The organism is Paenibacillus sp. GCM10027628, from assembly GCF_042676385.1.
Classification (GTDB): Bacteria; Bacillota; Bacilli; order Paenibacillales; family NBRC-103111; genus Paenibacillus_E.
Window position 1 is genome coordinate 736,088 of sequence record NZ_JBHTHA010000002.1, and the last position, 25,815, is coordinate 761,902.

Genomic DNA, 25,815 nt, shown 5'->3' on the forward strand with positions numbered 1-25,815 from the left:
TTCATTCTTGAGCGTTCATACGGATTCCAATGTTTATCAGTCTGCAAATTCGGGCTGCGGCTGCTTGAACAAGCTCTTCAGCCGATTCTATACATTGCTCTAAATCCATGGGCCGGGGCACGATACTCATCAGCCCGTCGATTCCATGCAGGAGCACATCTTCATAGCCTGAACCAAGACCTCCGGACAGGCAAATTGTCGGAATGCCCGCCTGCTTAGCGATTTTAGCCACACCGACAGGTGCTTTCCCGTGCGCCGTCTGAAAGTCAGTGGAACCTTCACCGGTTATGACCAGGTCCGCATGGGTAACCTTTCCAGCAAAATCTGCAGCATCCAATATGATTTCGATGCCTGGAATCAGCTTCGCTTTTGTGAAAAAAAGCAAGCCTGCCCCCGCGCCGCCGGCAGCCCCTGCCCCTGGAAAATTTGCCATGTCCTTGCCTGTTGCCATGCGGGCAACAGCCGCATAATTCCTCAGAGCATGGTCTAGTTGAGCGACCATTTCGGGTGTCGCTCCTTTTTGCGGACCATAAACCGCCGATGCCCCGAAAGGCCCGCATAACGGATTATCGACGTCGCATGCGACCCTTATTTCCGTTAAGTCAATACGATCATCCAGACCGGATAAGTCGATTCGAGAGAGCCGGGCAAGAGCCGCTCCTCCTAAGGGCAGTTCATCGCCTTCCGCATCCAGGAATTTGATGCCTAATGCCTGTGCTATTCCCGCACCGCCGTCATTGGTTGCACTGCCTCCAATGCCGATGATCAGCTTGCGCAGCCCGTAATCGAGAGCTGCCTTGATCAACTGTCCGGTGCCGAATGTCGTCGTGAGATAAGGATTCCTTTGTTCCTTCGGCACAAGAGGCAAACCGGAAGCAGCCGCAAGCTCGATGACCCCGGTTTCTCCGTCTCCGAGAATCCCCCAATAGCTGTCTATCTCTCTTCCTAATGGTCCCACTACTTTTTCACGGATCAACCGGCCGCCGGTAGCCGTTATAAGCGCTTCTACCGTGCCTTCACCGCCATCGGCAATCGGCACTTTACTTACCGCAGCATCGGGAAATACTTCCCGAATCCCCCGTTCCATCGCATCCGCGACATCAAGGGCGGATAAACTTCCTTTATAGGAATCAGGCGCCAACACAATACGCACGGTACATAGCTCCTCTCTTTCTTTCATGCTAGAAACTGATCCTTCGATTTTACCAACAAAAAGGTCATCTCGAAAGGGTTACTAGAGCGCTAGTCATTGGAATTCGTACAGTGGAAAAGGTACATCGGTGGAAAGTCAAAGGTTGTGGGTGGAAAATATCCAACGCTTTCTTCCAAAAACGAGGAATTTGCCTTTCTACACAGTAAATGCCTGGATGAAATCCAGCGGATGTACGCCAAAAGGTTCCAATCAACGATTTTCATTGGATAAAATCCAATCGCCTGAAACCCGATCCGTATCCGCGTCTTATAACTTAGGATTGGAGTTTTTTTGAAAGGGGCTATCCCTAGGGCCAATTCAGACCTCTTGAGACAGCCCCTTCTTTGGATTGTTACCTTTTCACTTCAACCTTTGCCAATTTTTCGTAGTAGCGAATCAAACTGCCGTGGTCGCAGTCTCCCATCCCATCCACCTTCAATGCCTGCATCATCTCCATGACAGCGGCCGTCAGAGGAAGAGGAACGCCTACTTCATGAGAGGTTTCCAGGACATTGCTCAAATCTTTGATGTGCAAATTGATGCGAAAACCAGGATCAAATTTGCGGTCCATGACCAGCGGCGCTTTTGCGTCCAAGACGGTGCTTCCAGCCAAACCGCCACGTATGGCCTGATAAACAAGCTCTGGTTGAACGCCAACCTTGCTTGCGAGCACGAACGCTTCAGACATCGCGGCGATGTTTATGGCGACCACGATTTGATTGGCCAGCTTCGTTACATTCCCGGCTCCGATGTCCCCTGTAAGAATGACGGAGGCAGCCATCGCTTTCATCACATCATAGCATTTATCAAAAACTTCCTTCTTGCCGCCGACCATCACGGAAAGAGTCCCCTCGATGGCCTTAGGCTCACCCCCGCTTACCGGCGCGTCCAGCATGTCAATCCCTTTTTCCGCCAGTTTCCTAGCGATTTCTTGGCTTGTCAAAGGCGCGATAGAGCTCATATCGATAACGACGGCCCCCGGTCTAGCCCCTTCAATCACACCGTTCGGGCCTAGAACGACTTCATTCTCCTGCGGCGAATTCGGCAGCATCGTGATAATGACCTCCACCTGTTCCGCCAAAGCTTTAGGTGAAGAAGCCGTCTTGGCTCCAGCAGCTGCAAGCTCCGAACTATTGTTGCTGGTAGCGAGAACGACTAGCTCGTAACCCGCTTTTAGCAAGTTTTTACTCATGGGCTTACCCATAATGCCCAAACCGATGAATCCGATTCTCATGTTCATTGAAGAGCTCCCATCTGCTTCAATATGTCAGCCAGCTTATTTCTATTGACTTCAGAACAGCTGGTGTTAGGCAAGATCGAACTTCCGACTTCAAGTCCGATCAGGTTCATGGCCTCTTTTGTCACAACCGGAAAACTGGCGAGATTAAATGCCATGCGAAGAGGAGCCAGCTTAAACTGGGCTTCAAGAGCTCCCTCCAAATCGCCAGCCACAAATTTCTCATAGATTTCAACGACCAGCGCAGGCACAATATTCGCCGTCGAAGCGACACACCCTGCTGCACCATATGCCAAGGAGCCTAAAATCATGACATCTCTTCCAGCCATGACCTTAAATCCCTTATCGCGTGTTCTGCGGATATATTCAGCGGTCAAGGTTAAATCGCCACTGCTATCTTTGACACCGACGATATTGGGAATATCGGCCAGACGTTCAATCAAGTTAGCGGATATATTGTTTCCCACACGATCCGGGTTGTTATACAGCAGCATCGGTAAGGCTGTCGCTTCAGCTACATTACGGAAATGCTTATACAGCTCATCTTCCGAAGGCGTAAGAAACATGGGAGGCAATATCGTAATTGCCTGGGCATTTAACCTTTCACCCATTCTGGCTAACTTCAAACACTCTTTGGTCGTGACAGCCCCGATCCCCATATAAACTGGCACCCTGCCAGCGACTTGCTCGATTGTAATGCGCACCGCCCGCTCCTGCTGATCATGATCCAATCCATAAAACTCTCCGTTGCTTCCCAATGATAAAATGCCGTGCACCCCGCCAGCAATAACGTGCTCCACGACTCTGCGGAGTCCTTGCTCCTCCACGCACTCATCAGCATCAACAGGTGTTACGATGGGCGGAATCACGCCGCGAATCCAACTAGTGTCCATAGCATATGCCCTCAAACTCCGCCAATGCAGCGAGCAGAGCTCTCACATAGCCAATGGAATACCCCCACCCGATGCTGGATGATTTCCAGCCGATGCCCGAATGAGCCCAGCTTTGATCCAAATCGACGCTGTCGCCCTCTAATTGTGTAATATGATCGGGATTGATGCAGCCCTCGTAGCCGACTTTTCGCAGTTCAAGCAAAATTTTGAACACGTTCAAATCGCCGTCGTCGAGCAGCGCTTCTTCAAAGGCTCCGGCTGTAGGAAGGCTTCCTCTTACATTGCGAAGGTGCACCAAAAAAATCTTTCCCTTACGCCCGTAATGATTGATTTCATCCATCACTAAAGAGCTTCCGCCCTCTTCGGCCCGCGTTCCGACGCAATATACGAATCCGACATTTTTATTTGGGAACGCATCGATAATCCGGTGGAAGCCCAGTCCGCCGAAAGGGGTGCCATGATTGGGCGTATCGGATGGATGAACCGTCAATTTCACGTTATAATCCTCCGCAAGGGGAACCAGCGTGCGGAATGCTTCCGTAAAGCGGCTCCACCAGCGTTCCCGCTCCTCTAAGCCGGGAATATCGGGCTTATGCTTCATCAAGCCCAGACTTTCTCCCCGTGCGACGGCTCCGCCCCGCTGCATAGCTTTATAGCCGGACGTCAAGACAGGTACTGTATCTCCGGCAAACCGCTGCCTGGCAATCGGCAAGCCCGCTTCGCCAAACACTTTGACGGCAAGCGCCGAATGTTCCAGCTCCTTCTCACTACCCGGCAATTGATTCATAAATCGTTCCGTAAAATCCGGCAGCGTAACCCGGTTCATGTCGAGCCCAAAGGAACGTACACGTTTGCGCAGCTTAAACAGTTGATCCAAATCCGGATAACCCTGTTCCTTCACGCCTGGAAATGAAGATCCCTTACCGAAATCCACAACATCGACACCGAGCTGGCACATTTGCTTCAAATCGAGATCTGTCAGGTCGCAAGTGTTCACTGTAACCGATATTTTCATCATGGTTTAATCCCCTATTCGCTGGTTTTCTATCATTTAACCCCGCCGGCAGCCAATCCGCTCTTTAAAAACCGTTGGGCTAAGAAATACAGGAAAATGGCTGGCAAGGATGCAATCACGGACGAGCCCATTAACAATCCCCAAACCGCTTGATCCGAAAACTTAAAGCCGGAAATGCCGATATTGACCGTCTGTTGACCCGGGCTGGTCGTCAAAACCAATGCATACAAATATTCGTTCCACGCCAGTGTGAAAGCAAAGGTAGATACAACGGCGATACCCGGAGCCGCAATAGGCAGGATAATTCTGAACAGGGCTTGCAGGCTGCTGCAGCCGTCGATCAAAGCCGCTTCTTCCAGTTCTTTGGGAATCGCCTTGAAATAACTGATGAGCATGTAGCAGCAATAAGGCACGATGATGGTCGGGTAAACAATCAACAAGGCATTTTTATTGTCGCTCAATCCCAGCTTGCTTACCGCCACATACATGGGGATAAACAACACGGCCGTGGGCAGCAGATACGTATAAATAATACTTTGCGAAAAAAAGACTCTCCCCCGGTACCGGAGCCGGGTCATGCTGTACGAGCCTAGAATGCTGATGCTGACTGATATGAGGGTAACGAGCGAAGCTACATAAAGACTGTTTTTCACAAAATTCATGAACTTAGTTTTTTGAAACAGGTCCTTATAATGGGATACCGTCCACGTATCAGGAACCAGAGCAGGCTTCGGTGTATACATAAGCTCATTAGGGGTAAAGGACGATTTCACCATCCAATACACCGGAAACAACGTCCAAATGGTAAAAATAAAGACAATGACGTAAATAAGGGTCGTCTTTCTTACTTTTCTCAAGGTTGATCGCTTCATTCTTGTTCCTCCTAATCATCCGCTTTCATTTTTCTCATGGAGACTACAATCATGATGACTAGAATAGGAACCACGGAACCGGCTACAGCTAGCGCCCGACCCAATAGATTTTGCTGGAAGGCTACTTCATACGTGTAAGTCGAAATAACCGCAGACGCATTTAAGGGACCTCCGCCCGTAATCAAATACACACTTTCAAAGTTGTTAAAGGTCCAAATGCAGGAAAGCAGCGTCGTAATGGTAATGACCGGCATGATCGAAGGAACTGTAATCGCGAAAAACTGCCGTAGCGTGCCCGCTCCGTCGATTGTAGCCGCCTCATACATTTGCGAATCGATGGTCTGCAAGCCGCCGAGCAAACTGAAGATGAAGAACGGAAGTCCCTTCCAAATGTTCACAATGATGACGGAAACAAGCGCCATGTGGATCCCCGATGTCCATGGAACTGGCGTATCAATGATGTGCATACGAAGCAGCAAGGAATTGATAATGCCGTAAGTATCGTCATACATCCACCGCCAGGTGATGGCGGCCACCATGCCGGAGAGCGCCCATGGAATCAACAGGATCATGCGGAAAATACCCCGGCCGAAGAAAGACTCGTTCACCACTACCGCAAGTATCAGGCCGACGACCAGTTTAATACCAACACTTGAGATCATATAGATGAAAGTGTTCTTCAGTACTTTCCAATACTCTCTGTCGGAAAAAATGTGGAGATAATTGTCCAATCCGATAAATTTGGGATCCATACCGACAACTTTGTTTGTAAAGCTTAAATAAATCGCATTAATGAAAGGGAAACCGATGACCACAAAGATAACGAAAGCCACCGGCAGAATTAATAAGTATCCGAGTGTTCGATCATATTTTCTACTTAACTGCTCCATGACAGGAATCACCCTCTGACTGCGTATACTAGGAACCCTTTACTTTTTGCCGTACAGCTGCTTGAGTTCCTGTTCAAGCTGATTGAGAGATTTCTGCGGATCCATCTTCTCTACAACGACTCTTTGCACCGCTCTTGTCGCTAGCTGCATGGATCTTGCCTTGGATCCGAGATCGTCCTCAGGACCCGGATAATTGCTTGAGCCAACAACGTCATTAATCATATTCATCCAGCCTGCGGCTTTATTGTTCGGATCTTTCCAGAATGCCATCTCTTCAGAGCCCTTGAGTACTGGCTGGAATTTCCCACCCATGACTTCAACAAATTTATTATAAAAATCTTTATCATAGAATTCGGTAACAAACTTCTTCGCCCATTTCGTGCCTTTCGCATTTTTGAATATCGCGAATACGTTACCGCCGCCTAGAATAAAGCTGCCTTTAGGACCACCAAGCTTTGGAATCAAAAGCGTATTTTTCTCTAATTCCGGTTTATCCTTCTTGGCCTGATCGTAAATGCTTCCGCTGTTGATAACGAAACCGACCGTACCCGCGAGATAAGCGTTGTTATTGCCGTTATCGTCCCAAGTCACTGAAGATGGCGGCGTTAAACCTTCTTGCCAAAATTTTGCGAGAAACGTAATTGCCTCCAGCGTCTCTTTGGAATTGACCGTAATATTATTGTCCTTATCGACGATAGCTCCGCCATAAGAAAGGATCACATCCCGTACTAGCCCCTCCGCATCGCCTCCGCCTGACTGGCCTAGCGGAAGACCCACGGCATATATGCCATTTTTCGGATCGTTGACTACTTTGGCTTGCTCGTATAGCTCCTGCCACGTTTTCGGTATTGGCAGATTGTGCTTCTCCCATAGATCTTTACGAAGGTAAGCTCCGCCCATTTGGAAGGATTGGGGTACCATGTAATATTTATCTGCGACTACGACAAACTTTTTGGCTCCATCCGTAAAATTGATTTTCGTAATAATGTCCGAAGTGTCCACAAGCTGGTCGGAAGTGACGAACTGCTTGGCAACCGGGTCGTTAGCCACAATAAGATCAGGCGGATTTTTTGCTTCGATCGAGGCCAACAGCTTGGTTTTCAAATCATTCTGAGAGACTACCACATATTCGGTATCAATATTGTTCGCCTTACCGAACTCTTCCACCCGCTGCTTCATGAGGTCGTTATAAGCTTGGGTATATTCCCCTTTGTCCCAAAAGACGAATTTCTCTTTGGGACCATTAGAAGCAGTTGGCGAAGCAGCGTTGCCTATCGGTGAAGAAGTAGCAGCCTTATCTCCTGTGGAGCAGCCTGCAGCAATGGATCCGAGCAAAGCGGTAGCTGCTAAAACAAAACCCAGTTTATTCCGTTTCATCATCTCACCTCATCGTTAGATTTTGTTTATATCGCGTACATGGCGCATAGCAGCGCTTTGAGATATCCGATGGAATAGGCTAGTCCGACTCCGCAAGCTGTACGATTGTCTCCGCTGTGCCGTTCACGATCGTCCCCTTCAAGAAAAGGAATGTGATCCGGATTGATACAACCGTCATAGCCTACTTTTTTCAACGCCATTAGAACCTTGAACATGTTCAAATCCCCGTCATCGAGCAGCGTTTCCTCAAACCCGCCCGAAGTCGGCAGACTTCCACGCACATTTCTCATATGAATCAGGTGAATGCGCCCATGTCTGCCATAATGGTTGATTTCATCAAGCACAAGCGATGATCCTCCCGCTTCGGCGCGAGTGCCGATGCAATAGATATAGCCTACCTGCTTGCTGGGAAAAGCATCCGTAATGCGATGATAGCCTAAACCGCCGAAAGGCGTATCTGTGTTTGGCGTATCCGAAGGGTGCATCGACAGTTTCACCTTGTAATCCTCGGCGATCGGAACAAGTTGACCATAGACGGTCAAGAAATTTTCCCACCACGCTTGAAGCGCTTCGTAAGTCGGGGTCTCCTGGGGCTGCTTGGTGAGTCCTAAGCTCTCCCCTCGGGAGATATACCCTCCACGAAGCACCGCATCATAACGGGTCATCAGGTAATCGAACGTATCGCCGGCAAACCGCTGCCGTACGATGGGAACTCCCGCTTCGCCGAACACTTTCATGGCGTTAACGGTGTTGTCCAGTTCCTTTTCGGAGCCGGGAAGATTGCTCATGAATCTTGTCGTCATATTAGGCAGCGTCACCCGATTCATATCGAGCCCAAAGGAACGAAGCCTGCGCTTAAGCTTCAGCAGTTCATCCAAATCCGGATACCCCTGCTCCTTCACGCCTGCAAAACAGGAACCGTTCCCGAAGTCGAGACAATCGGCTCCCAGTTGAACCAACTGCTTCAAATAACTGTCCGGGTGATCCGTTCTTGCGGTTGTTACAGATATTCTGATCAATGTCCTCATCCTTTCACTGCCACGTCGGTAATTGGGAAACGCTTTCATCTATCTTTGATTATAAAGACTATAGAAATAATAAAAAGGCGGTTCATTCCTCTTTTGGTATCATCTATTGCCATAATAAGGGACGTGCCTACCGAAGAAGTATCATCTTTTAACAAAAGGGAATCATCAAATGCTGAATTGAACAAATTGGGGTACTTCTGCGCAAAATGAATGCTATAATGGTGCCTATAAGAGGTTGTTTACAAACAGACTTTTTCGAATAGAGAGGCGGGCCGCCGGTGTTTAAACTCCTAATTGCTGATGACGAATATGAAATCAGAAACGGCTTAAGCAACTACTTTCCCTGGGGTGATATTGGCTTCGAGGTCGTGAATCAGGCTGATAATGGGGTTCAAGTCATCGAATATTCGGAGAGGCATGAAGTGGACGTTATTCTTTGCGATATCCGAATGCCGATCATGACGGGGATCGATGTAGCGAGGGAGCTTTACCTAAAAAAATCACCCATTAAAGTGATTTTTTTAAGCGGTTACAAAGATTTCGAGTTCGCCCAGCAGGCGTTGGTTTATGGAGTAAAAAATTATATCGTCAAGCCCACCAAATACGATGAGCTAATGAATATTTTCATGAGTATCAAAGAGGAATTGAATCAAGAGAAGAAAAAAGACGCTGCGCCGGAAGCGGGGATTTCCGATAAAGTGATCGCAGTCATCAAGAATTATGTGAAAGAGTGTTACAGGGATGCTGCTCTGGAAGATGCGGCGGAGTTAGTTCATATGAGCCCTTACTATATCAGCAAATATTTCAAGCAAAAGACGGGAGAAAACTTCTCGGATTTTGTCATTTCCGTCAAAATGGAAAAGGCCGCGCAATTTTTAAAGGAAATCGATTATAAAACGTATGAAATCAGCGAAATGATCGGATACAGCAACCCCAAAAACTTTACCCGCACCTTCAAAAAATATTTCGGCAAAAGCCCGCGTGAATTCAGAAATGCGGAATAAAGGTAAAGGATTATGACAATCGAATGAAAAAGATGAAAACCTACCATGCCTTTTTTCTTAAAAATTTGTTCACCTTTTTGATCCCGATGCTTGTCCCTATCCTTATCCTGGGCACGATGTCCACAGTCATCATCAAGAGATATGTAACGGAAGAAATTAACCATAACACGGCCAACATGCTGAAGCAGACCAAGGAAAATGTCGAGTTGATTTTTAACGAGCTTGATTCGCTCAACATTCACTTTATGGCCAATGCAATTGAATTTGCAAATTTAAAAAGCCTCATGCTCAAGCCTTCGCTGGAGCTCGATGACTATAAAGTTCTTGGGACCATAAAAAATCTGATCGATGCCCCCGCCATGGCCATGCCTTATATCGATTCTGTCTACGTTTATTTGGATAATGATAAAAACCGGTTTCTTTCCACAACGTCCGGCGGATTGAACGATTTAGATCAATTTTATGATAAAGAATGGTTCAAGAGCTATCAAAGCCACCAGCATGACGAACTCGTATGGACGGAAAACCGGACCATTAAAAAATATAACTTTGAGAACTCCGCTGTGGAGATAATCAGTCTCTACCGCAAATTGTCCCGAGATCAAGGCGACGGGCTCATTGTATTAAACGTTGATGCTAAATATATCGAAAACCACTTGTCCAATTTGTCCACCCTGCAGGATCAAACCCTGCTCATCTTAGGTCCTAACGGGGACGTTATGTTTAAAAACAAAAAGCTTCCCTACTTTGATAAGCTTCAAATGAAGGAACTCGTCACCGAGGAGCGTTCCTTTTATGAGACAGACCTGAACGGCCAGCCGTTTATCGTTTCCAAGCTGAACTCGGATAAATACGGTTGGACCTACTTATCGATCGCCCCCAAAGCAACGCTCTACAATGTTCCCAACGATCTGAACTTGACGAGCCAACTGCTCCTGCTGTTTTCCTTCTTGTTCGGCAGCGGGTTGACGTATTATTTGACCAGAAAAAATTACCGGGATGTGAAATCAATTGTTACGATTCTGGAATCGGCCGAGAACAACAAGCCATTGCCTGCTTTGCCATCCCGCATCAAAGACGTATACAGCTATATCATTCATCGTATTCTGAAAAATTTTATCGAACAGAACTATTTAAGCATCCAACTGTCCGAACGAAAATATAAAGCACAGGCCATGGAATTGATCGCCCTGCAATCGCAGCTGAATCCGCATTTTCTTTACAATACGCTGGAGACGATCAATTGGAAAATTGCCAGCCTTACCGGGAAGCCTGGGAATCTGAACAAGATGGTAGAAAATCTGGCCGATATTTTGCGCTATTCCTTGGAAGGTCATAACAAGCCCGTCATTCTTCAAAAAGAAATTGCCTATACGTTGAGCTATATCGACATCCAGAAGGTTAGATACCATGATAAATTTGATGTCATATGGGAATATGAGGACACCGTCAACAAATATAATGTGCCTAAGCTAATCATGCAGCCGCTTATTGAAAATAGCATCTACCATGGCATTAAGGTGAAAGAAGGACCTTCTCGAATCAAAATAAAAATTTGGCAGGCCGACGAGATGCTTCATTTTACCGTGATTGATAACGGACTCGGCATTAGCAAGGAAAGACTGGAGCAAATCAGGCACGAGCTCGAGCGTGATATCAGCGAATCGAATCATATCGGTTTATACAACTCGCACAAGCGACTGAAATTGCTTTACGGCGAAGCATTCGGCCTTAAAATCCGAAGCAAATACGGCCGGGGCACAGCGGTCTACTTTACCATTCCGATATGAGGGGACTATCCTTAACCTTTTACCGCCCCTTCCGCTATCCCTGAGACAATGAACTTTTGGAAAATCGCATAGATAACAATAACCGGAATCGCGGTTAACACTAATGCGGCTAAAATTAGCGACCAATCTTTGGTATATTCGCCGAACAATTTATTCGTAGAAAGGATAAGCGTATAATCGTTCACATCCGATAGCATCAGAAGCGGAAGCAGGAAGTCGTTCCAGATCCACAAGAAATTCAGGATACCAATCGTCACGGTTATCGGTAGCAGCAAGGGCAAAATAATGGTGCCAAACGTTCTAAACTGTCCGCAGCCGTCCATGTAAGCCGACTCTTCCAATTCCTTGGGAATGGATTTCACAAATCCGTGATATAGGAAGATAGCCATATTAACGCCGAGTCCAACATAGATGACCGCGAGCCCATAGACGCTTCCTTGCAGCGATAGGGCTTTTGCCGTTTTGACCAGCGGGATCATAATGGAATGAAAGGGAACCAACATGGAAGAGATGAATAAAAAGAAGATGAATCCGCTTATTTTACCAGGCGTCCTGGATAGTTTGTAACCTGCTAGGGAGGCAAATAATAAAATACCGCCGATCCCCAGGAAGGATAGAAGAACCGTATTCATTAGACTGCTAATCATCTGTGTCTTTTGATACGCGTTCACGAAGTTCTCAAAATGAAATACGGCTGGTATTGCCAATATGGAGCTGAACATTTCCCCTTCTGTTTTCAGCGAATTGACAATAGTCATATAGAGCGGAAAAAAAGAAACGATGGCAAACAGCGTAAGCATCACAACAATGAAGTAAGAACCTACCCGCATCAATCTCATGCTTCCACCTCTCTTTTCTTCATGACAAAGACTTGAACAAAGGTAAACAACAAAATAATGACAAACAAGATCACAGATTTGGCGCTGGCATAACCGTACAGGAAGTTATTCGAAAATGCTTCCTCATAAATGTTTAGCGTAATGACCTGCGTGCTTCTTCCCGGCCCTCCGCCCGTTAATCCATAAACGATTTCATATACTTTAAAAGCGCTGTTCAGCGTGAGGAAAAAGCAAATCGTCAGTGCATGCGTAATCATTGGCAGTGTAATATGAACCAAGTTCTGAAAGGGATTGGCGCCGTCAATGATGGCAGCTTCCCGCAAGGACTGCGGTACACCTTGAAGCGCCGCTAAATAGATAATCATCATATAACCGACGCCATGCCATAAGGAAACGATAATGATGGAAAAAAACGATACCTTCGGATTACCGATCCACTCCTGGTTAAAGAACAATACACCCGTCTTCGCAGCAAGCTGAGGAAACACCTGTGTAAACATAAAGGTCCACATGAAAGCACTGATAATCGTACTCACCATGTTCGGCATGAAGAAAATCGTTCGGAAAAAACCTTTCGTTTTTTTCCGAGACTCGATCAGAACGGCTAACACCAAAGCAATCAAATTTTGCAATACGACGATGACAATCACATATTTGAAAGTAAACCACAGAGCATGTGTGAAATTAGGGTCTTCTTTGAGAGCTTCAACAAAATTGGCGAAACCTACAAAGCTATAGTCTTTATTCAGTCCGTTCCAATCGGTAAAGCTGTAATAAAAGCCGCCGATCGTCGGAATCAGCAACAAGGCAGCATAAAGAATAAATGCCGGGGCGACAAATGCGAGCAAGGATAAATGTTGATTCAACTTTTTCGGAAGCACTGCGGATCACCTCACCTGAATAAATAAGAGAAAGACAGCAGGTTCTGCTGCCTTTCAGTACGGGCTTTCATGCTACTTGTTGTTAATCTTGTTCGCGTTTTTCCAAGCTTTATCCAGTCCCGCAATCACATCATCCTGCGACACTTGTTTGGCAAAATAAGACTGCAGAAGCTTGCCGACTTCGTCTTTGACCGCAGGGGGCATGACAGGGTCTTTGTACGATTTTCCTTCCTTTACAAAGGCTAACGCATCAACGACCCAAGGATAGCTTTCAAACGTATGATTCTTCGCAAGCGGATTAAACTTCAGGCTTTTGAAAAGCTCATTCGTCTCCTTATCATCAAGTATGAAGTTAACAAAGTCTCGCGCTACTTCCTTGTTTTTGCTTGCGGATGCTATAGCCAGAGAGGTTGAAACGCTCATATTTATCATCGTAGCGTTAGGATTGTCGTTGATCGGAAACGGTGCTACGCCGATCTGCATATCCGGATTCGATTTGAGAATCGATTCAGCGAACCAAGGCCCATTCACCCACATCGCCGCTTTCCCTTGAGCAAATGCTGCCGCCCCATCAACAGAGGACACTTCAAGCGCTCTTTCTGTACCGTTAGCGTTGACTAGGTCATAATTAGCAAATAGCTGGTTTTTGATCTCGGAGAAAGATCCCTTGTCACTGTTCATACGCTCGATAAAATCTTTGTTGTCGGTATTGGCTAAACCTCCGACCGTCAGTGGAAGAAATAACTGACCCCATTGCTGTTCTTTGTAAGAAAGCTCAAACGGCGTTATTTTATTCTTCTTTAAAGTCTCGACAACCGCTTTCATTTCCGTGACTGTAGTCGGAACTTTTAATCCGAGATCGGCGAACATTTTTTTATTGTACAAGTAGCCCCAGTACAGGGTTTCGAGAGGAACGGCCACTACTTTGTTGTCAATGGTTACCGCCGGTTTGACGCTGTCCAGGAGTTTGTCTACAAAAGGCTCTTTCGAAAGATCTTCCATGTAACCCGCTTTATAATAAGTGGGAATATCATTGATGGCATGAAGCGAGAACACGTCCGGCACATCGTTAGCAGCTAATCTGGTTTTTAAAATTTGACTTGCTTGATCGTTAGGCGGCATCTCCATCTGAACCTTGACGTCAATATTTTTATCCGCCTTCTCTTTAGCTGCGAAATCTGCTACGAATTTGTCGTATTGTTCTTTAAAGCGGGGTTGAGCGAGAAACACTTTAAGGGTCACGCTTTTGGATGCGGCGCTGCTCTCGGCTGCTTTCGCGCCGGTTGTGCTTGCGGGTTGATCGCTATCTCCCTTTGCGCTGCAACCTGCGATCACGGAAACAACGACCACGGAACTGAGTACTGCTTTCCAGCTTTTCTTCATCTTCATTTGACCTCCCTATATGTCACTTGTAATTACGTTTTCATTGTAATCGAAAAATGAAAGCGGTTAATTGGATGGATTTAACCGCTTTCATTGCACTTTTTTAACCTTTGCGCATTTCACCCGGGGCCACGCCGAAATGTTTCTTGAACACGCGATAAAAGTAGGCGACATCTTCATAACCGCACAGTTCCGCTACTGTTTTTATAGGCGTTTGCTCGCTGAGAAGCCATTCTTTGGCACGTTCCATGCGAAGGTGCTGTATATAATCTGTGATCGTGAGCCCAAATTCGCTCCTGAAAGCCCGGCTTAGATATACATTGCTGACAAAAAAAGCTTGAGCAATTTTCTCAACGGTTAGTGATCCTGTGTAGTTGTGATCGATATAAGTTTTTATATCCAGTAAATTCATTTTGTTTTTGTATTTCCGTTCTTGAACCAATTGATCGATTGCTGCGGAATACGCCTTGGTCAAACCTTCAATCATCTGGTCACAAGAGGAAAAATATACGGGTTCTTCCGATAATAATGAGGAAGCTTTAAGCAAATTTTTCATCATCAATTCGTTAAGGAGAAGCATAAATTCTTGATAAATTCGCTCCCACTCAACCGGATCTACGCTGTTGAAGGTTTGCAATTGAATGAGCAGTTGCTGGAAGGTGTGTTCAACTTTATCAGCCTTCAATTCAGCTACATATAGGGACAACGCAGGCATTACACTCTTAATGAGCTGAAGCTGCTCAATATCTAAGGAAAGGGATTTTCGCGGAACCGATATCGCCTCTATTGCAGCTCTGCATTTTTGTAAAACTTGATTCAGTTCCTTCGGATCAATGGGCTTTAACAGATAATCCTTGGCCTGACAGAGAATCGCTTGCTTCGCATAGACAAAGTCATCGTACCCGCTGATCACAATAATTTGGATATGGGGAAAGCATTGGTAAATATGCCGGATGAATGCAATGCCGTCCATCCCCGGCATCCTCATATCCGTAATGACCAAATCGGGCGATAAGCGTTCAATTAATTGGATGGCTTCTGTCCCTTCCTCAGCTTCTCCCACAATCTCCATGCCGTTTGCTTCCCATTCGCCAAACCTTTTAATCAATTCCCGGTTCCATGGTTCATCGTCTACGATGAGGGTTTTAATCATGATTGCTCCCTCCCATTCAAAGGCAAATGAAGTTTGATCATAGTCCCCCTGCCAGGCTGACTGTTTACCGTTATCCCATAAGGCTCTCCAAAATGCATGTAGAGGCGCGCCGCCACATTATTCAATCCGATGCTTTCGCCATTCGTCCATATTTGTTCGGAAGTTTGAGCTAGTCCCATCCTTACACGCTGCAAGACCAATTCGTCCATTCCCAGGCCGTTATCCTCGATCGTAATCTCGATCCCGATTAGACTCCGGTTTACCGTGATATGAATTTCCCAAGCGCCCGTCTTCTTGTCCAGTCCATGTATAAATGCATTTTCTACAATTGGCTGCAAAGTCAGTTTGGGGATCAAACCATTCTCCATACCGGGCTCAATGCTGATTTTTGATGAAATTCTTGATGTAAACCGCTGCTTCTGGATAAACATATAATTGTTGAGGTGTGCCATCTCATGCTGAATGGTCGTCAATTCAACGGGATCTCGGATCACGTAACGGAACATCTCGCTTAATGAACGGATCACATCGTAGATTTCACCCGGACTTTTCGAAAAAGCCATACTGCCGATTAACTGTAAAGTATTCTGCAGAAAATGGGGATTCACTTGCGATTGCAACGCTTTCAATTGAGCTGTCCGCTTCTCCAGATTCATGCTGTATTCCGTTTTAATATACTCTTTTAGCCGATAGGACATATTATAAAAGCGCGATTCAAGCAAACCAATTTCATCTTTTCGTGAAATGACCGGGACTTCGCTATCTTTAATCGGAATCATTCCTTGCATGGATCTTGCTAAATGAACGATCGGCTTTGATGTTTTCCAGGCAACGAACACAGCGATGAGTATGGAAAAGAGAATGGAAATCACGCCGATGACAATCCCATATTGCAGCGTCTTTTGCGCGCTATGATCAATGAAGCTCGTGGGTATTATTTTGAACAGTCTAAGATTACCTGGGTGAATCGTATTATAAAACACATAATAATCCTTAGTTCGGATATATCCGGGACCAGGATCCGTCATTCGCAGAATTTCTGCATGTGAGAAAAAAGGTGTCATCTTGCTTGCCGGTTGATACAAAATTTCTCCTTGTTCGTTGGCAACAAGTACAGCGTGTTCCTGGCCGGGATTTAATAAGTTCAAGGCATTTTCCATGACGGTCCATTTTATTTCCAGGGAAATGCCTCCGAGTCTTGCATGGTCTTCAAACCGATTAATACTTCTAGCCAGATAAAAAGATTGCCCGCTTCCTGCATTTTGAATCGTAAAGTCGATATTTTGGGCAAAAATGGGTTCGATTTGAAACGGAATATGGTTTGGTGTTGTGACTTCTACGCCTTTCAAATTATCAATCGTAAAATATTTGTTGGCGTCTTTTAGAAAAACCTGAATTCCGTTTAAATCTTTGACATTGGAATAAAAAATCGACAAGACGGTATTTGTCACGCCTTTTTGGGCATTAAATGCGATGGCAAAATTCGAATCGTCCGTTTTTCGCATGTTTTCGTTAAAACTCTCATTGATCAACATCGAATAAATAATATTGTTTAGCTGATTGAGCCGGTCTTCCAGATAGCCTGCCGTCCAATCGATTCTAGTCAAATTGGATTCAATGACCTCGGTTTCAACGGACTTTCTTGTGTTTTCAGCTGCCAATAAGGTGACGAAGATAAGAGGAATAGAGCATAATAAAATCATGGTAACAATCAGTTTGTTACGAATACTGCGCCTAAACGGACTAAACAGGAAGCGAAAACATTTTTTTGCCAGAATCATCATAAATCTCACCAGCCTCCATCCTATGCAAACAAACCAGACTACCTTCCTTGGCAGCCTGGTTCATAAGATGCTCGTTGTTGACCTTCCGGGGCTCCCCGCAAAGTAATGTAAGCTTATATCGAAGTCATCTACGCTTCCTCAATAATTGCAAATCCCCAGCGGGATAGCTCCAAGACTTGGCCTTGTTTCACATCCTGTCCGCTCAATAGTTCTTTTCCCTCACCATGCGGATACTTCAAAGACTCGGTATGATCGGAATAATTAAAATAGTAACGAACCGTTTTCCCAAGATCATTGATACCCGCTTTCACGATCAGCGGATGCTGGATATTTTGATCTGCTCCCCATAGTCCTGCATCTTTGACCGCCGTTTCAAGCACCTTCCTCATCACAGCAGCACTAGGCAGGCAACCGACATAGGTAACTGTACCGTTGCCATGACGGTTCTTGGTTATAGCCGCGTAAGCTCCCCAGTGAGGATGGTCGTAGCTTGCCAGCACCTCAGCAGTCGTTGGGGTAAGCAGCTCCATCCAAGTTTCCACCTTATTATGCTCCGCACCAACTTCAAAAGGGTCACCCTTGAATGAAACGGACTTCGGCTCCGCAAACATGCTGTAGCGAATTCCGCAAGCTTCTTGGATCACGCCGGGCTGCAGAGTGGTTCGGACCTTCACATGCTCATCCGTAAAACCGCTTTTAAACGTATAAACGATATGGCCCCCGTTTTTAACAAATGCGTTCAGTCTTTCCAGCAGATGGTCCGAAGCCGCATATAGAGACGGAACGAGAAGCAGATCATAATTTTCTAGCCTATCGCTGTCCGGATGCACGATATCACAGCCGATATTCATCTTAAAAACTTCATCGTACATCAAGCGCACGATGTCGTTGTAGTTGATCTTCCCGCCAGGAAGAGGGAACCATGACAGCGCGGTTAATGCTTCATTGCTGACCAGCATCGCTACCCGATTTGACTTCCGCAGATTGATGAGATGAGGCGACAGCCGGTTAAAATCGCTGCCGATCGTCTTCGCTTCTTCATAAACGGGATTCGATTCGAAATCATGGCTCAGCAAGCCTTTCCAGTACGTTTCGAACGAATTGTGAATCGAGTGCCAATGCCAATAAGAGACCATATTAGCGCCAGAAGCCAGGTGGCTGAAGGCTAGAAGTCTTAATTGGCCGGGATACGGCGTCCAATCGGGGAATGCCTGCGCCTGCGTTTCAAGAACGAAATAGTTGCTTCCTTTCAAAGACCGGGTCACATCGCCGCCAAACGAAATTTCGATTCCCGTTAAGTTGCTCTGAGAAGGATGATAAATGTCCACGCCGGCAATATCCAGCGGTGCTGAAGCGGCGAAATGATCCACATTCGGCTGAACGCCGAACGAGTAGCCTCGCCATTCGAAATCGAAGTTATGCGTAACGAATTGCTCCGGACGCATATATTCATTAACGATAGATGCCTGCCAAGCGAGAAAATCGGTGACCAGCTGCCTTTGGAATCGAGCAAATTCAGCACCCAGACTTCCGTTAATGGTGCCGACGACCGATGGAAAGTCCTCCCAACTGTTAATCCGGTTGCTCCAATAGTCAAGTCCGAACTCCTGATTTAGGCGTTCAACGGTGCCGAACTTGTCTTTCATATATTTCACAAACATGAACTGTACGTTCGCACCTGCGGTTTGATAATGCTTCGTCTCATTATCCACCTGATAGCCGATAATGGCGGGGTGGTCTTTGACATGCCCGATCAGCTTGCGAATGATTCTCTCCGCATAAAACAAATACTTCGGATTGGTGATGTCCATGATTTGACGTGCGCCGTAGCGGCCAGGCCCCTTCGCCGTTTCTGCCAAAACGTCCGGGTGCTCCTTTACCATCCAAGTAGGGATCGCATAGGTTGGGGTTCCTACGATGACTTTGATGCCTGCCTCATGCATCGCGTCCAGCACACGATCAACGTGGGAAAACTCGAATACGCCATTCTGCGGTTCATGCGTGCTCCATGTTGACTCGGCTATCCGCACCAGATTGATACCTGCGTCCTTCATCATCCGGATATCTTGTTCCAATCTTTCATAGGGCATGTATTCCGTGTAGTAGGCTACCCCATATAACAATTCTTTCATGTCATCACCTCATTTAAATACAATCGTATTAAACGATTCAGGTTCAAGATCAAATGCACGAACATTGGTTCCATCAGATAATTGAACAACTTTAGGTTCCTTGAACGGGTTGGCGATGACGACTACTTTCTCCCCGTTTGGCTTTTCAAATGCAAGTGCATTGCCGGTCCATGGACCTTTTAAGCCGATCCGTCTGGAACCCGGAGTAACAAAGTGGGAAAAGTGCTTCATCACGTAGTATTCGGGATTAAAGACAGCTTGGTGCGTCGCGGGATCGATGGTAATCATCGAGTTCTGCTCCCAGCCCCAAGTGCTCCGTCCCTTCGGTTCCAGCACCATGTTCCAATAAATATAAGCGTTCACGCCATTTGTAAAATAGTGCTGATACAGGTTAAACACGTATTTGGCATAGTCCCACGTATTTGTTCCGTCGCCGCATTCATTTTCCGTTTGCATGTAGCGAAGTTCGGGATAGCTCTGAACGGTGCGCTGAATGCCGTATTTCCCTGCCCATTGGTAGCCGACACCTTTTACATATTTATAGGCTTCCGGATCGCTTAACACTGTGAACGCGTATGCGTTAAAATCGGATGTCGATTTTTTCAACCATTCCTGCCATGGTTCCGGCGCATTGATCGTGCCGAGCCAAATTTCAGCATCAATCCCATGCTTGTCGAAAGCAGGCCCCAAATAATCGCGGATGAAATCGCGAAGCTGCTCCCCTGTCCATAAGCAGGAGGGAAACTTCTGATCGGCAACGACTTCATTTTGCACATGAATTTGATGAATGGTAATGCCTTCATTGCGATAGGCTTCTACAAACTTAACGAAATAGAGCGCATAAGCTTCTAAAATCTCCTTTTCCCAGCGTAAAGTCCCGTAATTGTAAGCTCTCGGAAACTTCATCCAGGTTGGCGGACTCCAAGGGGATGCGAAGAATTTGAGCTCCGGATTATAAGCCAGTGCTTCTTTGATATAAGGAATTAAATATTTCAAATCTCTTTCGATAGAGAAATGCTTCATTTCCAAATCCCCATCTGTCTCATTCAGACTATACCACTCCAGCGCGTAATCGCTTGCACCGATCGGAAGACGGCAAATGCTGAACTTATGCTCGCCGTCCGGATGAAACAGGGCATGCATGACTTTGCTTCTTTCCTCATCTGATAAATGACTAAGCGCCGCGAAACCAAGCTCATTGAAACAGCCTCCAAAGCCTTCCACGACTTGAAATTGGTCTGGGGTTATCGTCAGATTGGCGTCGCCGCTTCCAAAATCAGGAACCTCTCTTTCCTTCCATACCGCATCCATTGTGCTTGAAATCCATCGAACATTCGTGCTATCCATCCATTTTGCCTCCAATCGTTTTGTTCATGTATCGTCAATCCCGGATTACTACTCTGACTTGCTCCTTACGTCTCTTTATTATAGATTGAGAGTAGAAAGACAAGCGATTGTCCAAACAACGTGAAATTTACCCAAAACCAAGGTGAAGCGAAATGGAAAAGCATACACATTTTTTAGGATGGAGCAGTGAAGTCCGGTGGCTTCCCGTCATTGATTGGAATGTGAAATTTTACGGGGCCCACCAGCAGCAAGTGAAAAAAAATTGGGAAATGCCGGTAGAAGCCCACATCGGGTTTGAAATCAACCTCATCCTGACGGGTTCTCAGGAAACGCTGATGGAACAGAGCCGCTACTTCTTGCATGAAGGGGACATTATTCTGATCCCGCCAGGCTTTAAGCATGCAAATCGCTGCGCTTCAGAAGATGGGATGACGTATTTTACGGCTCATTTCAACGTGGATGACCCGCTTTTTCGTCAAGAAATGATTAAGAACTCGAAGATTCTATTCCCTTCTGAAACCGAAGAAAATGTAAAGCTGCGCAAAGTCCTCGATCAATGGGTTGAAATGGGGCAGCAGCAAAGCGAGTATACGTTAGCGGACCGGTTCCGCTTACAATCCACCTTGTTCGAATTGTTCGGCATTTTGGCGCAAATCGTCCTCGCGGCGCAAGTTCAGCATGAAAATATTCCCCCCACATCCGTTCAATATGCCAAAGCGATCGCCGAAGCCATTAAAGCAAACTTTAATCCACATGCGCTCATCGATGAAACAGCCGCACTAGACAAGTCATTGCGGATCGAAGAGATCATTTCATCTCTTGGCATCAGCCCGGGATATGGCCTTGAAGTATTCCGCAAAGTGTACGGGATGTCTCCGCGGCACTATTTATCCGAGCTTAAGCTTCATGAAGCTAAGGTGCTAATCCAGCAGCCTGACCTACCTTTAAAGGAAATTGCATCCTTGTTAGGCTATTCGCATCTCTCTCATTTCAGCAGACAGTTTAAACGATGGACAGGCATGAGTCCGCTGCAGTACCGTCAATCCGCAAGAACGGATTAGCTTTTTAAGCATGGAACAAGCACCCTGCGGGCGATTGACAGTGTGCAGCATCTAGCACCATTAGGGAATACAGTCGCTTACAGCGATTGGCAGTTTGCAAGCACCCAGCACCATTTAGAGAATAAAGTCGCTAATAGCGCCCATCTGGTCTCAATTTTATTGGAAATATGCTCCAAACGGATCTCGAAAGAACAAAAGTCTCTAATAGCGAACTATTGTTCTCAAAGAGAAGGAGAAGGAGAGAGAGAAAACTCCGACTAAGGGGACGTTCACCCAAGAACAAAACATCAGCCAACAGACACATATCAGCCTCCAAAATGAATCCTAATTGTCCCACAAATCAGCAATCCCGCATCATTTCCTGTACAGAAAAAAGCTGCCATTCACATGGCAGCTTTTTCTAATCCCCAAGATTGTTCCTATACTGGGTAGGGGTCATCCCAACGTACTTTTTAAACACCTGAAAAAAATATTTTTCGTCATTATAACCGACATCATGCGCGATATCGCTTATTTTGTGGCTTCGATTATGAAGCAGCTCGCGCGCCCGATCGATCCGGATTTTATGCAAATAATCCAGAAAGCTCGTCTTTAACTCTTGCTTGAACAGCAGGCTCAAATACCCCGGCGTGATGAATACTTCCCTGGCAACCGTTTCACGATTAATATCTTTGTGATAATGATGCTGGATATAATCAAGAATGGTTTGAAACATTTTATTGCCGTTTTTCTTCATGTTCAGCTGCTCGCTGACGCTTAGCAAAATATCGGAGATAGCTTGCATGATGTAATCCATGCTGGAGTGCTCGAGAATATGCGTGAGCTCGGCCAAATTTTGTCCGAAGACGAGATCCGTATTGATGTTTTTCTCAATGCAAAAACGATATAGCGCAAAGACGAGAGCAAGTGTTGATTTCAGCACATGTTCTTTGGAGGTCCCTTCCGGCTTCAGCGCGTCGTTAAATTCATTCAATTTGACCAAGATCGCCGCATGATCGCCGTTCATAACAGCCTGGAGAATCGCTTTCTCCTGCGCTAAGGGGTATGAAGTATAGATGGGATCGTCATCTACAGTTGCTTTGTAGTCAACAATTTGTTCCTTCCCCATAAAAACTTTCAAATCCAATGCCTTCATGGCTTCCCGGTAAGATGATTTCAAATGACTGATATCTTTATCGAAGCTTCCGATGCCGGCTGAAACCGAAAATTGCAAATATTTTTTAATATTTTGTTGAACTTGTTCGATATATGGAAGCAATGTCTCCGTTTCTGTCCATTCCTCCGTATTGATGATCACAATGAGATCATCCTGATGCTCGAAAACTGCGCACTTTCTTGTAGCGGAGAGCGTTTCTTCCACAATATTTTTCATGCCGTACTTAAAAAGTTCGATGTCCTCATGCCCATACTTCCGCTGCATCAAATGAAAATTATCGATTTGTAAAATGACCACACCAAAGAACAGATAGGGAAATTCGAAGCCATGGATAAGCAAATCGGCCATAAGCCGATCGTACGGAGGATTCTCGGTCGTAACGAGGCGACTCAGCGTCTTCTCTTTCAGCAAAGGAAAGCTCTCGCGAAAACCGGCATGAAGCTGCTCCAGCTTCCGCACCTGCTTCTGTTCCTCCTCAATCAAATCTTTCAATTTGAGCACGGTATCCAGTATTTCTTGTCTTCGACTTGGCTTCAGCAAATAATCGCTGGCCCCAATGGCAAGCGCCTTCTTGGCATATTCGAATTCGTCATAACCGCTCATGATGACACATTTGATATGGGGGTAATCGGCGGCTACATGCTCAATAAGCGTAAGGCCGTCCATCACCGGCATGCGAATATCGGTCAACAGAATATCAACAGGATGTTGTTTGAGCAGCTCGATGGCTTCCGCCCCGTCTCGCGCTTCCGCAGCAATCGTTATATCATGATCGGGCCAATCAATTAATGTCCGTATGCCGGTACGCGCCCGTTCTTCGTCGTCTACAATCATCAGATGGATCATGCTCTCTGTTCCTCCTGGGTTTCGGATATGGCGGGAATGCTGATTTCCACCCTTGTCCCTTTGCCGGTTTCGCTATGATAGTTCAAACTAAAACCATTTTTATAATAATGCTTAAGTCTTGCATATACATTTTGAATGCCATATCCACTCGTATCTTGAGCCGTATAGACATCGCTCTCGTTGTGGTTTTCCAGCATGTTTCGAACAACCGATTCATCCATACCCGGGCCGTCATCTTCAATGGTAAATTGCAATAAGTCACCGGATCGTGAACCTGTTACGGTCAAATTCCCTCCGCCGCGCTTCCGCTCAATACCGTGAATCAAAGCATTCTCGATAAAAGGCTGCAAAATCAGCTTAAGCATGACGTCGCTTTCTATCTCTTCCGATATATCGATGCGGTAATGTAATAGTTCTTTAAAGCGCATTTTTTGCAAAGCCAAATATAACTCGATGAATTCCTTCTCTTTTTTCACACTTGTGAAACTTTTGCCGCGGTTCAAGCTTAAGCGGAACAATCGGGACAAATTGATGATCATCTCGCTGATTTGGCTTTGACCCGCAGCTTCGGCCTCCCAAAAGATGGTATCCAACATGTTGTACAGGAAATGGGGATTAATCTGAGACTGCAGTGCCTTTAGCTCCGCTTCCTTTTCTTTGAGTTGAAGCAAATATACATCGTTGACCAAGGACTCGATATTGACGACCATGCTGTTATAGCCGCGGCTCAACTCTCCAATCTCATCTTTATACATGATTTCCACCCGCTCATCAAAGTGGCCATTTTGAAACCTTTTCATCGATTTTAATAATTTCTGAATGGGCGAGGTGAGCAGCGATGTTAAAATCATCATAAATGGAATGCTGAGCAGCAAACAGACTAGGATAAGCACAAGGACAAACACTTTGATGGAACTCAGCTCTTTCGTAAGCAACGCCAGCGGAACCGCATATATCGTTTGCCAGCCGTTCTCATTTATCCCGCTGTAGGTGATCAATAAGTCTTCTCCATGTTCTTTTACGACCATCGACCCCGGCGATGTGGAGCTCTTGATTTTTGCGAAAGATGGAGCCTCATCTGCGGACTGATAAAACTCTTTTCCAGCTTTTAATAAGGGATTGCCGTTAACATCGATGATGAGAATCCCGTGATCCTGATCGTATAAATGTTTGAGATACTTATCACGGATCGTATCCAGGTTAATGCCTACGAAAATAAATCCGATCATACTTCCATCCGATACGCTTCGGATAATCCGGCTCATGCCGATTTTCTCATTCGGGTTGTTTTGCAAAAACACGTTGTTTTCATCTTTCAACGGAAACCAGTAGGAGGCGCCATTCAATTCCAGCGTATGTGCATAGATAGCGCTTTTTTGAATAGTCATGAACGCATTGGGTCCGCCGCTGTAATCGCTGGCTTCTTGAAATACGGGCTGTTGGCCCTTGCCGTACAGCGCTAAATAGTCGAAATTTCTTGTGACCAGCATTTGATTCATAATGGACGCCGTAGGTCCCGAATACAGCATGCTTTCCAATTCTTTCGATTCACCGACATTGTTGATAAGTCCTTCCTGCACCACAGAAGCCAGACTAAACACGGTGACCCAATCCGCAATGTTTTTTTGAAGCGCCGTAATGTTGCTGTCAACTTCCTTAATGACACCAAGATTCGTGGAACTGACCTTACTGACAATCTGTTTGCTTGAAGTCTGGTAAGAATAAAAACCAAGCGTTAATGAAATGATTACGATAAATAAATAAAACAAAATGAAAATTTTATATTTAATACTCAAATTCAAATAAAAATTTCCCACCTGGCATCACAAACCTTACCTAAATGAATAAGTACATTTTTGTAAGTATTGTATCCTCTCTGATTTGAATTAACAACGAAGATAAAGAAATATTCGACATTTTTAAACTTTCCCCGCC

General features: G+C 45.8%; 20 protein-coding genes. 3 read left to right on the forward strand and 17 right to left on the reverse strand.

The window, feature by feature from the left end:
- Window position 1: 1 nt before the first annotated feature.
- From ACFQZT_RS04425 to ACFQZT_RS04460, 8 genes are all read right to left on the reverse strand, one after another.
- The gene (locus ACFQZT_RS04425) at window positions 2–1,153 is read right to left on the reverse strand and encodes a glycerate kinase (protein ID WP_379296933.1); all 1,152 of its coding nucleotides are present in this window, start codon (window positions 1,151–1,153) and stop codon (window positions 2–4) included.
- Window positions 1,154–1,544: 391 nt separating this feature from the next.
- Window positions 1,545–2,432 carry a 2-hydroxy-3-oxopropionate reductase gene (gene garR / locus ACFQZT_RS04430; RefSeq protein ID WP_460871560.1) on the reverse strand — a complete coding sequence of 296 codons (888 nt, stop codon included), beginning with the start codon at window positions 2,430–2,432 and terminating at the stop codon, window positions 1,545–1,547.
- Window positions 2,429–3,322 (reverse strand): 4-hydroxy-tetrahydrodipicolinate synthase, encoded by an 894-nt coding sequence (gene dapA / locus ACFQZT_RS04435; protein ID WP_379296935.1) that lies wholly within the window; start codon window positions 3,320–3,322, stop codon window positions 2,429–2,431. The genes garR and dapA overlap by 4 nt, the downstream gene beginning before the upstream one ends.
- Window positions 3,312–4,340 (reverse strand): mannonate dehydratase, encoded by a 1,029-nt coding sequence (locus ACFQZT_RS04440; RefSeq protein ID WP_379296937.1) that lies wholly within the window; start codon window positions 4,338–4,340, stop codon window positions 3,312–3,314. Before ACFQZT_RS04440 ends, dapA begins: the two co-directional genes overlap by 11 nt.
- A 29-nt stretch (window positions 4,341–4,369) precedes the next feature.
- A complete protein-coding gene (locus ACFQZT_RS04445) occupies window positions 4,370–5,209 on the reverse strand; it encodes a carbohydrate ABC transporter permease (RefSeq protein WP_379296939.1) in 840 nt (279 codons plus the stop codon).
- Between the two features lie 11 nt (window positions 5,210–5,220).
- Complete coding sequence (locus ACFQZT_RS04450; protein WP_379296941.1) at window positions 5,221–6,099, reverse strand: carbohydrate ABC transporter permease; 879 nt, start codon at window positions 6,097–6,099, stop codon at window positions 5,221–5,223.
- 39 nt (window positions 6,100–6,138) lie between these two features.
- Entirely contained in the window at window positions 6,139–7,479 is a 1,341-nt protein-coding gene (locus ACFQZT_RS04455; protein WP_379296943.1) for an ABC transporter substrate-binding protein, read from the reverse strand.
- Between the two features lie 23 nt (window positions 7,480–7,502).
- Window positions 7,503–8,495 carry a mannonate dehydratase gene (locus tag ACFQZT_RS04460; RefSeq protein ID WP_379296945.1) on the reverse strand — a complete coding sequence of 331 codons (993 nt, stop codon included), beginning with the start codon at window positions 8,493–8,495 and terminating at the stop codon, window positions 7,503–7,505.
- Window positions 8,496–8,782: 287 nt separating this feature from the next.
- Here ACFQZT_RS04460 and ACFQZT_RS04465 point away from each other — a divergent pair, with 287 nt between their 5' ends.
- Complete coding sequence (locus ACFQZT_RS04465) at window positions 8,783–9,508, forward strand: response regulator transcription factor (protein WP_379296947.1); 726 nt, start codon at window positions 8,783–8,785, stop codon at window positions 9,506–9,508.
- 23 nt (window positions 9,509–9,531) lie between these two features.
- Window positions 9,532–11,298: a sensor histidine kinase gene (locus tag ACFQZT_RS04470; RefSeq protein ID WP_379296949.1), complete on the forward strand. Its 1,767-nt coding sequence runs from the start codon at window positions 9,532–9,534 to the stop codon at window positions 11,296–11,298.
- A gap of 11 nt (window positions 11,299–11,309) precedes the next feature.
- Here ACFQZT_RS04470 and ACFQZT_RS04475 read toward each other — a convergent pair whose 3' ends face one another.
- From ACFQZT_RS04475 to ACFQZT_RS04505, 7 genes are all read right to left on the reverse strand, one after another.
- Window positions 11,310–12,137, reverse strand: coding sequence for a carbohydrate ABC transporter permease (locus ACFQZT_RS04475; RefSeq protein WP_379296951.1), 828 nt, complete (start codon window positions 12,135–12,137; stop codon window positions 11,310–11,312).
- Window positions 12,134–13,018, reverse strand: a complete 885-nt coding sequence (locus ACFQZT_RS04480; protein WP_379296953.1) for a carbohydrate ABC transporter permease — start codon at window positions 13,016–13,018, stop codon at window positions 12,134–12,136. The genes ACFQZT_RS04475 and ACFQZT_RS04480 overlap by 4 nt, the downstream gene beginning before the upstream one ends.
- A 72-nt stretch (window positions 13,019–13,090) precedes the next feature.
- Complete coding sequence (locus ACFQZT_RS04485) at window positions 13,091–14,401, reverse strand: ABC transporter substrate-binding protein (protein ID WP_379296955.1); 1,311 nt, start codon at window positions 14,399–14,401, stop codon at window positions 13,091–13,093.
- Window positions 14,402–14,504: 103 nt separating this feature from the next.
- A complete protein-coding gene (locus ACFQZT_RS04490; RefSeq protein ID WP_379296957.1) occupies window positions 14,505–15,554 on the reverse strand; it encodes a response regulator transcription factor in 1,050 nt (349 codons plus the stop codon).
- Window positions 15,551–17,338: a sensor histidine kinase gene (locus ACFQZT_RS04495; protein WP_379296959.1), complete on the reverse strand. Its 1,788-nt coding sequence runs from the start codon at window positions 17,336–17,338 to the stop codon at window positions 15,551–15,553. The genes ACFQZT_RS04490 and ACFQZT_RS04495 overlap by 4 nt, the downstream gene beginning before the upstream one ends.
- Window positions 17,339–17,466: 128 nt before the next feature.
- Window positions 17,467–19,470, reverse strand: a complete 2,004-nt coding sequence (locus tag ACFQZT_RS04500) for a beta-galactosidase (RefSeq protein WP_379296961.1) — start codon at window positions 19,468–19,470, stop codon at window positions 17,467–17,469.
- A 9-nt stretch (window positions 19,471–19,479) separates the two neighbouring features.
- A complete protein-coding gene (locus tag ACFQZT_RS04505; RefSeq protein ID WP_379297952.1) occupies window positions 19,480–20,781 on the reverse strand; it encodes a glycoside hydrolase family 30 protein in 1,302 nt (433 codons plus the stop codon).
- Between the two features lie 188 nt (window positions 20,782–20,969).
- On the opposite strand from ACFQZT_RS04505, the gene ACFQZT_RS04510 reads away from it, so the two are divergent.
- Entirely contained in the window at window positions 20,970–21,878 is a 909-nt protein-coding gene (locus ACFQZT_RS04510) for an AraC family transcriptional regulator (RefSeq protein ID WP_379296963.1), read from the forward strand.
- A gap of 400 nt (window positions 21,879–22,278) precedes the next feature.
- On the opposite strand, the gene ACFQZT_RS04515 is transcribed toward ACFQZT_RS04510, so the two are convergent.
- A complete protein-coding gene (locus tag ACFQZT_RS04515; protein ID WP_379296965.1) occupies window positions 22,279–23,880 on the reverse strand; it encodes a response regulator in 1,602 nt (533 codons plus the stop codon).
- Window positions 23,877–25,682: a sensor histidine kinase gene (locus tag ACFQZT_RS04520; protein WP_379296967.1), complete on the reverse strand. Its 1,806-nt coding sequence runs from the start codon at window positions 25,680–25,682 to the stop codon at window positions 23,877–23,879. The genes ACFQZT_RS04515 and ACFQZT_RS04520 overlap by 4 nt, the downstream gene beginning before the upstream one ends.
- Window positions 25,683–25,815 lie beyond the last annotated feature (133 nt).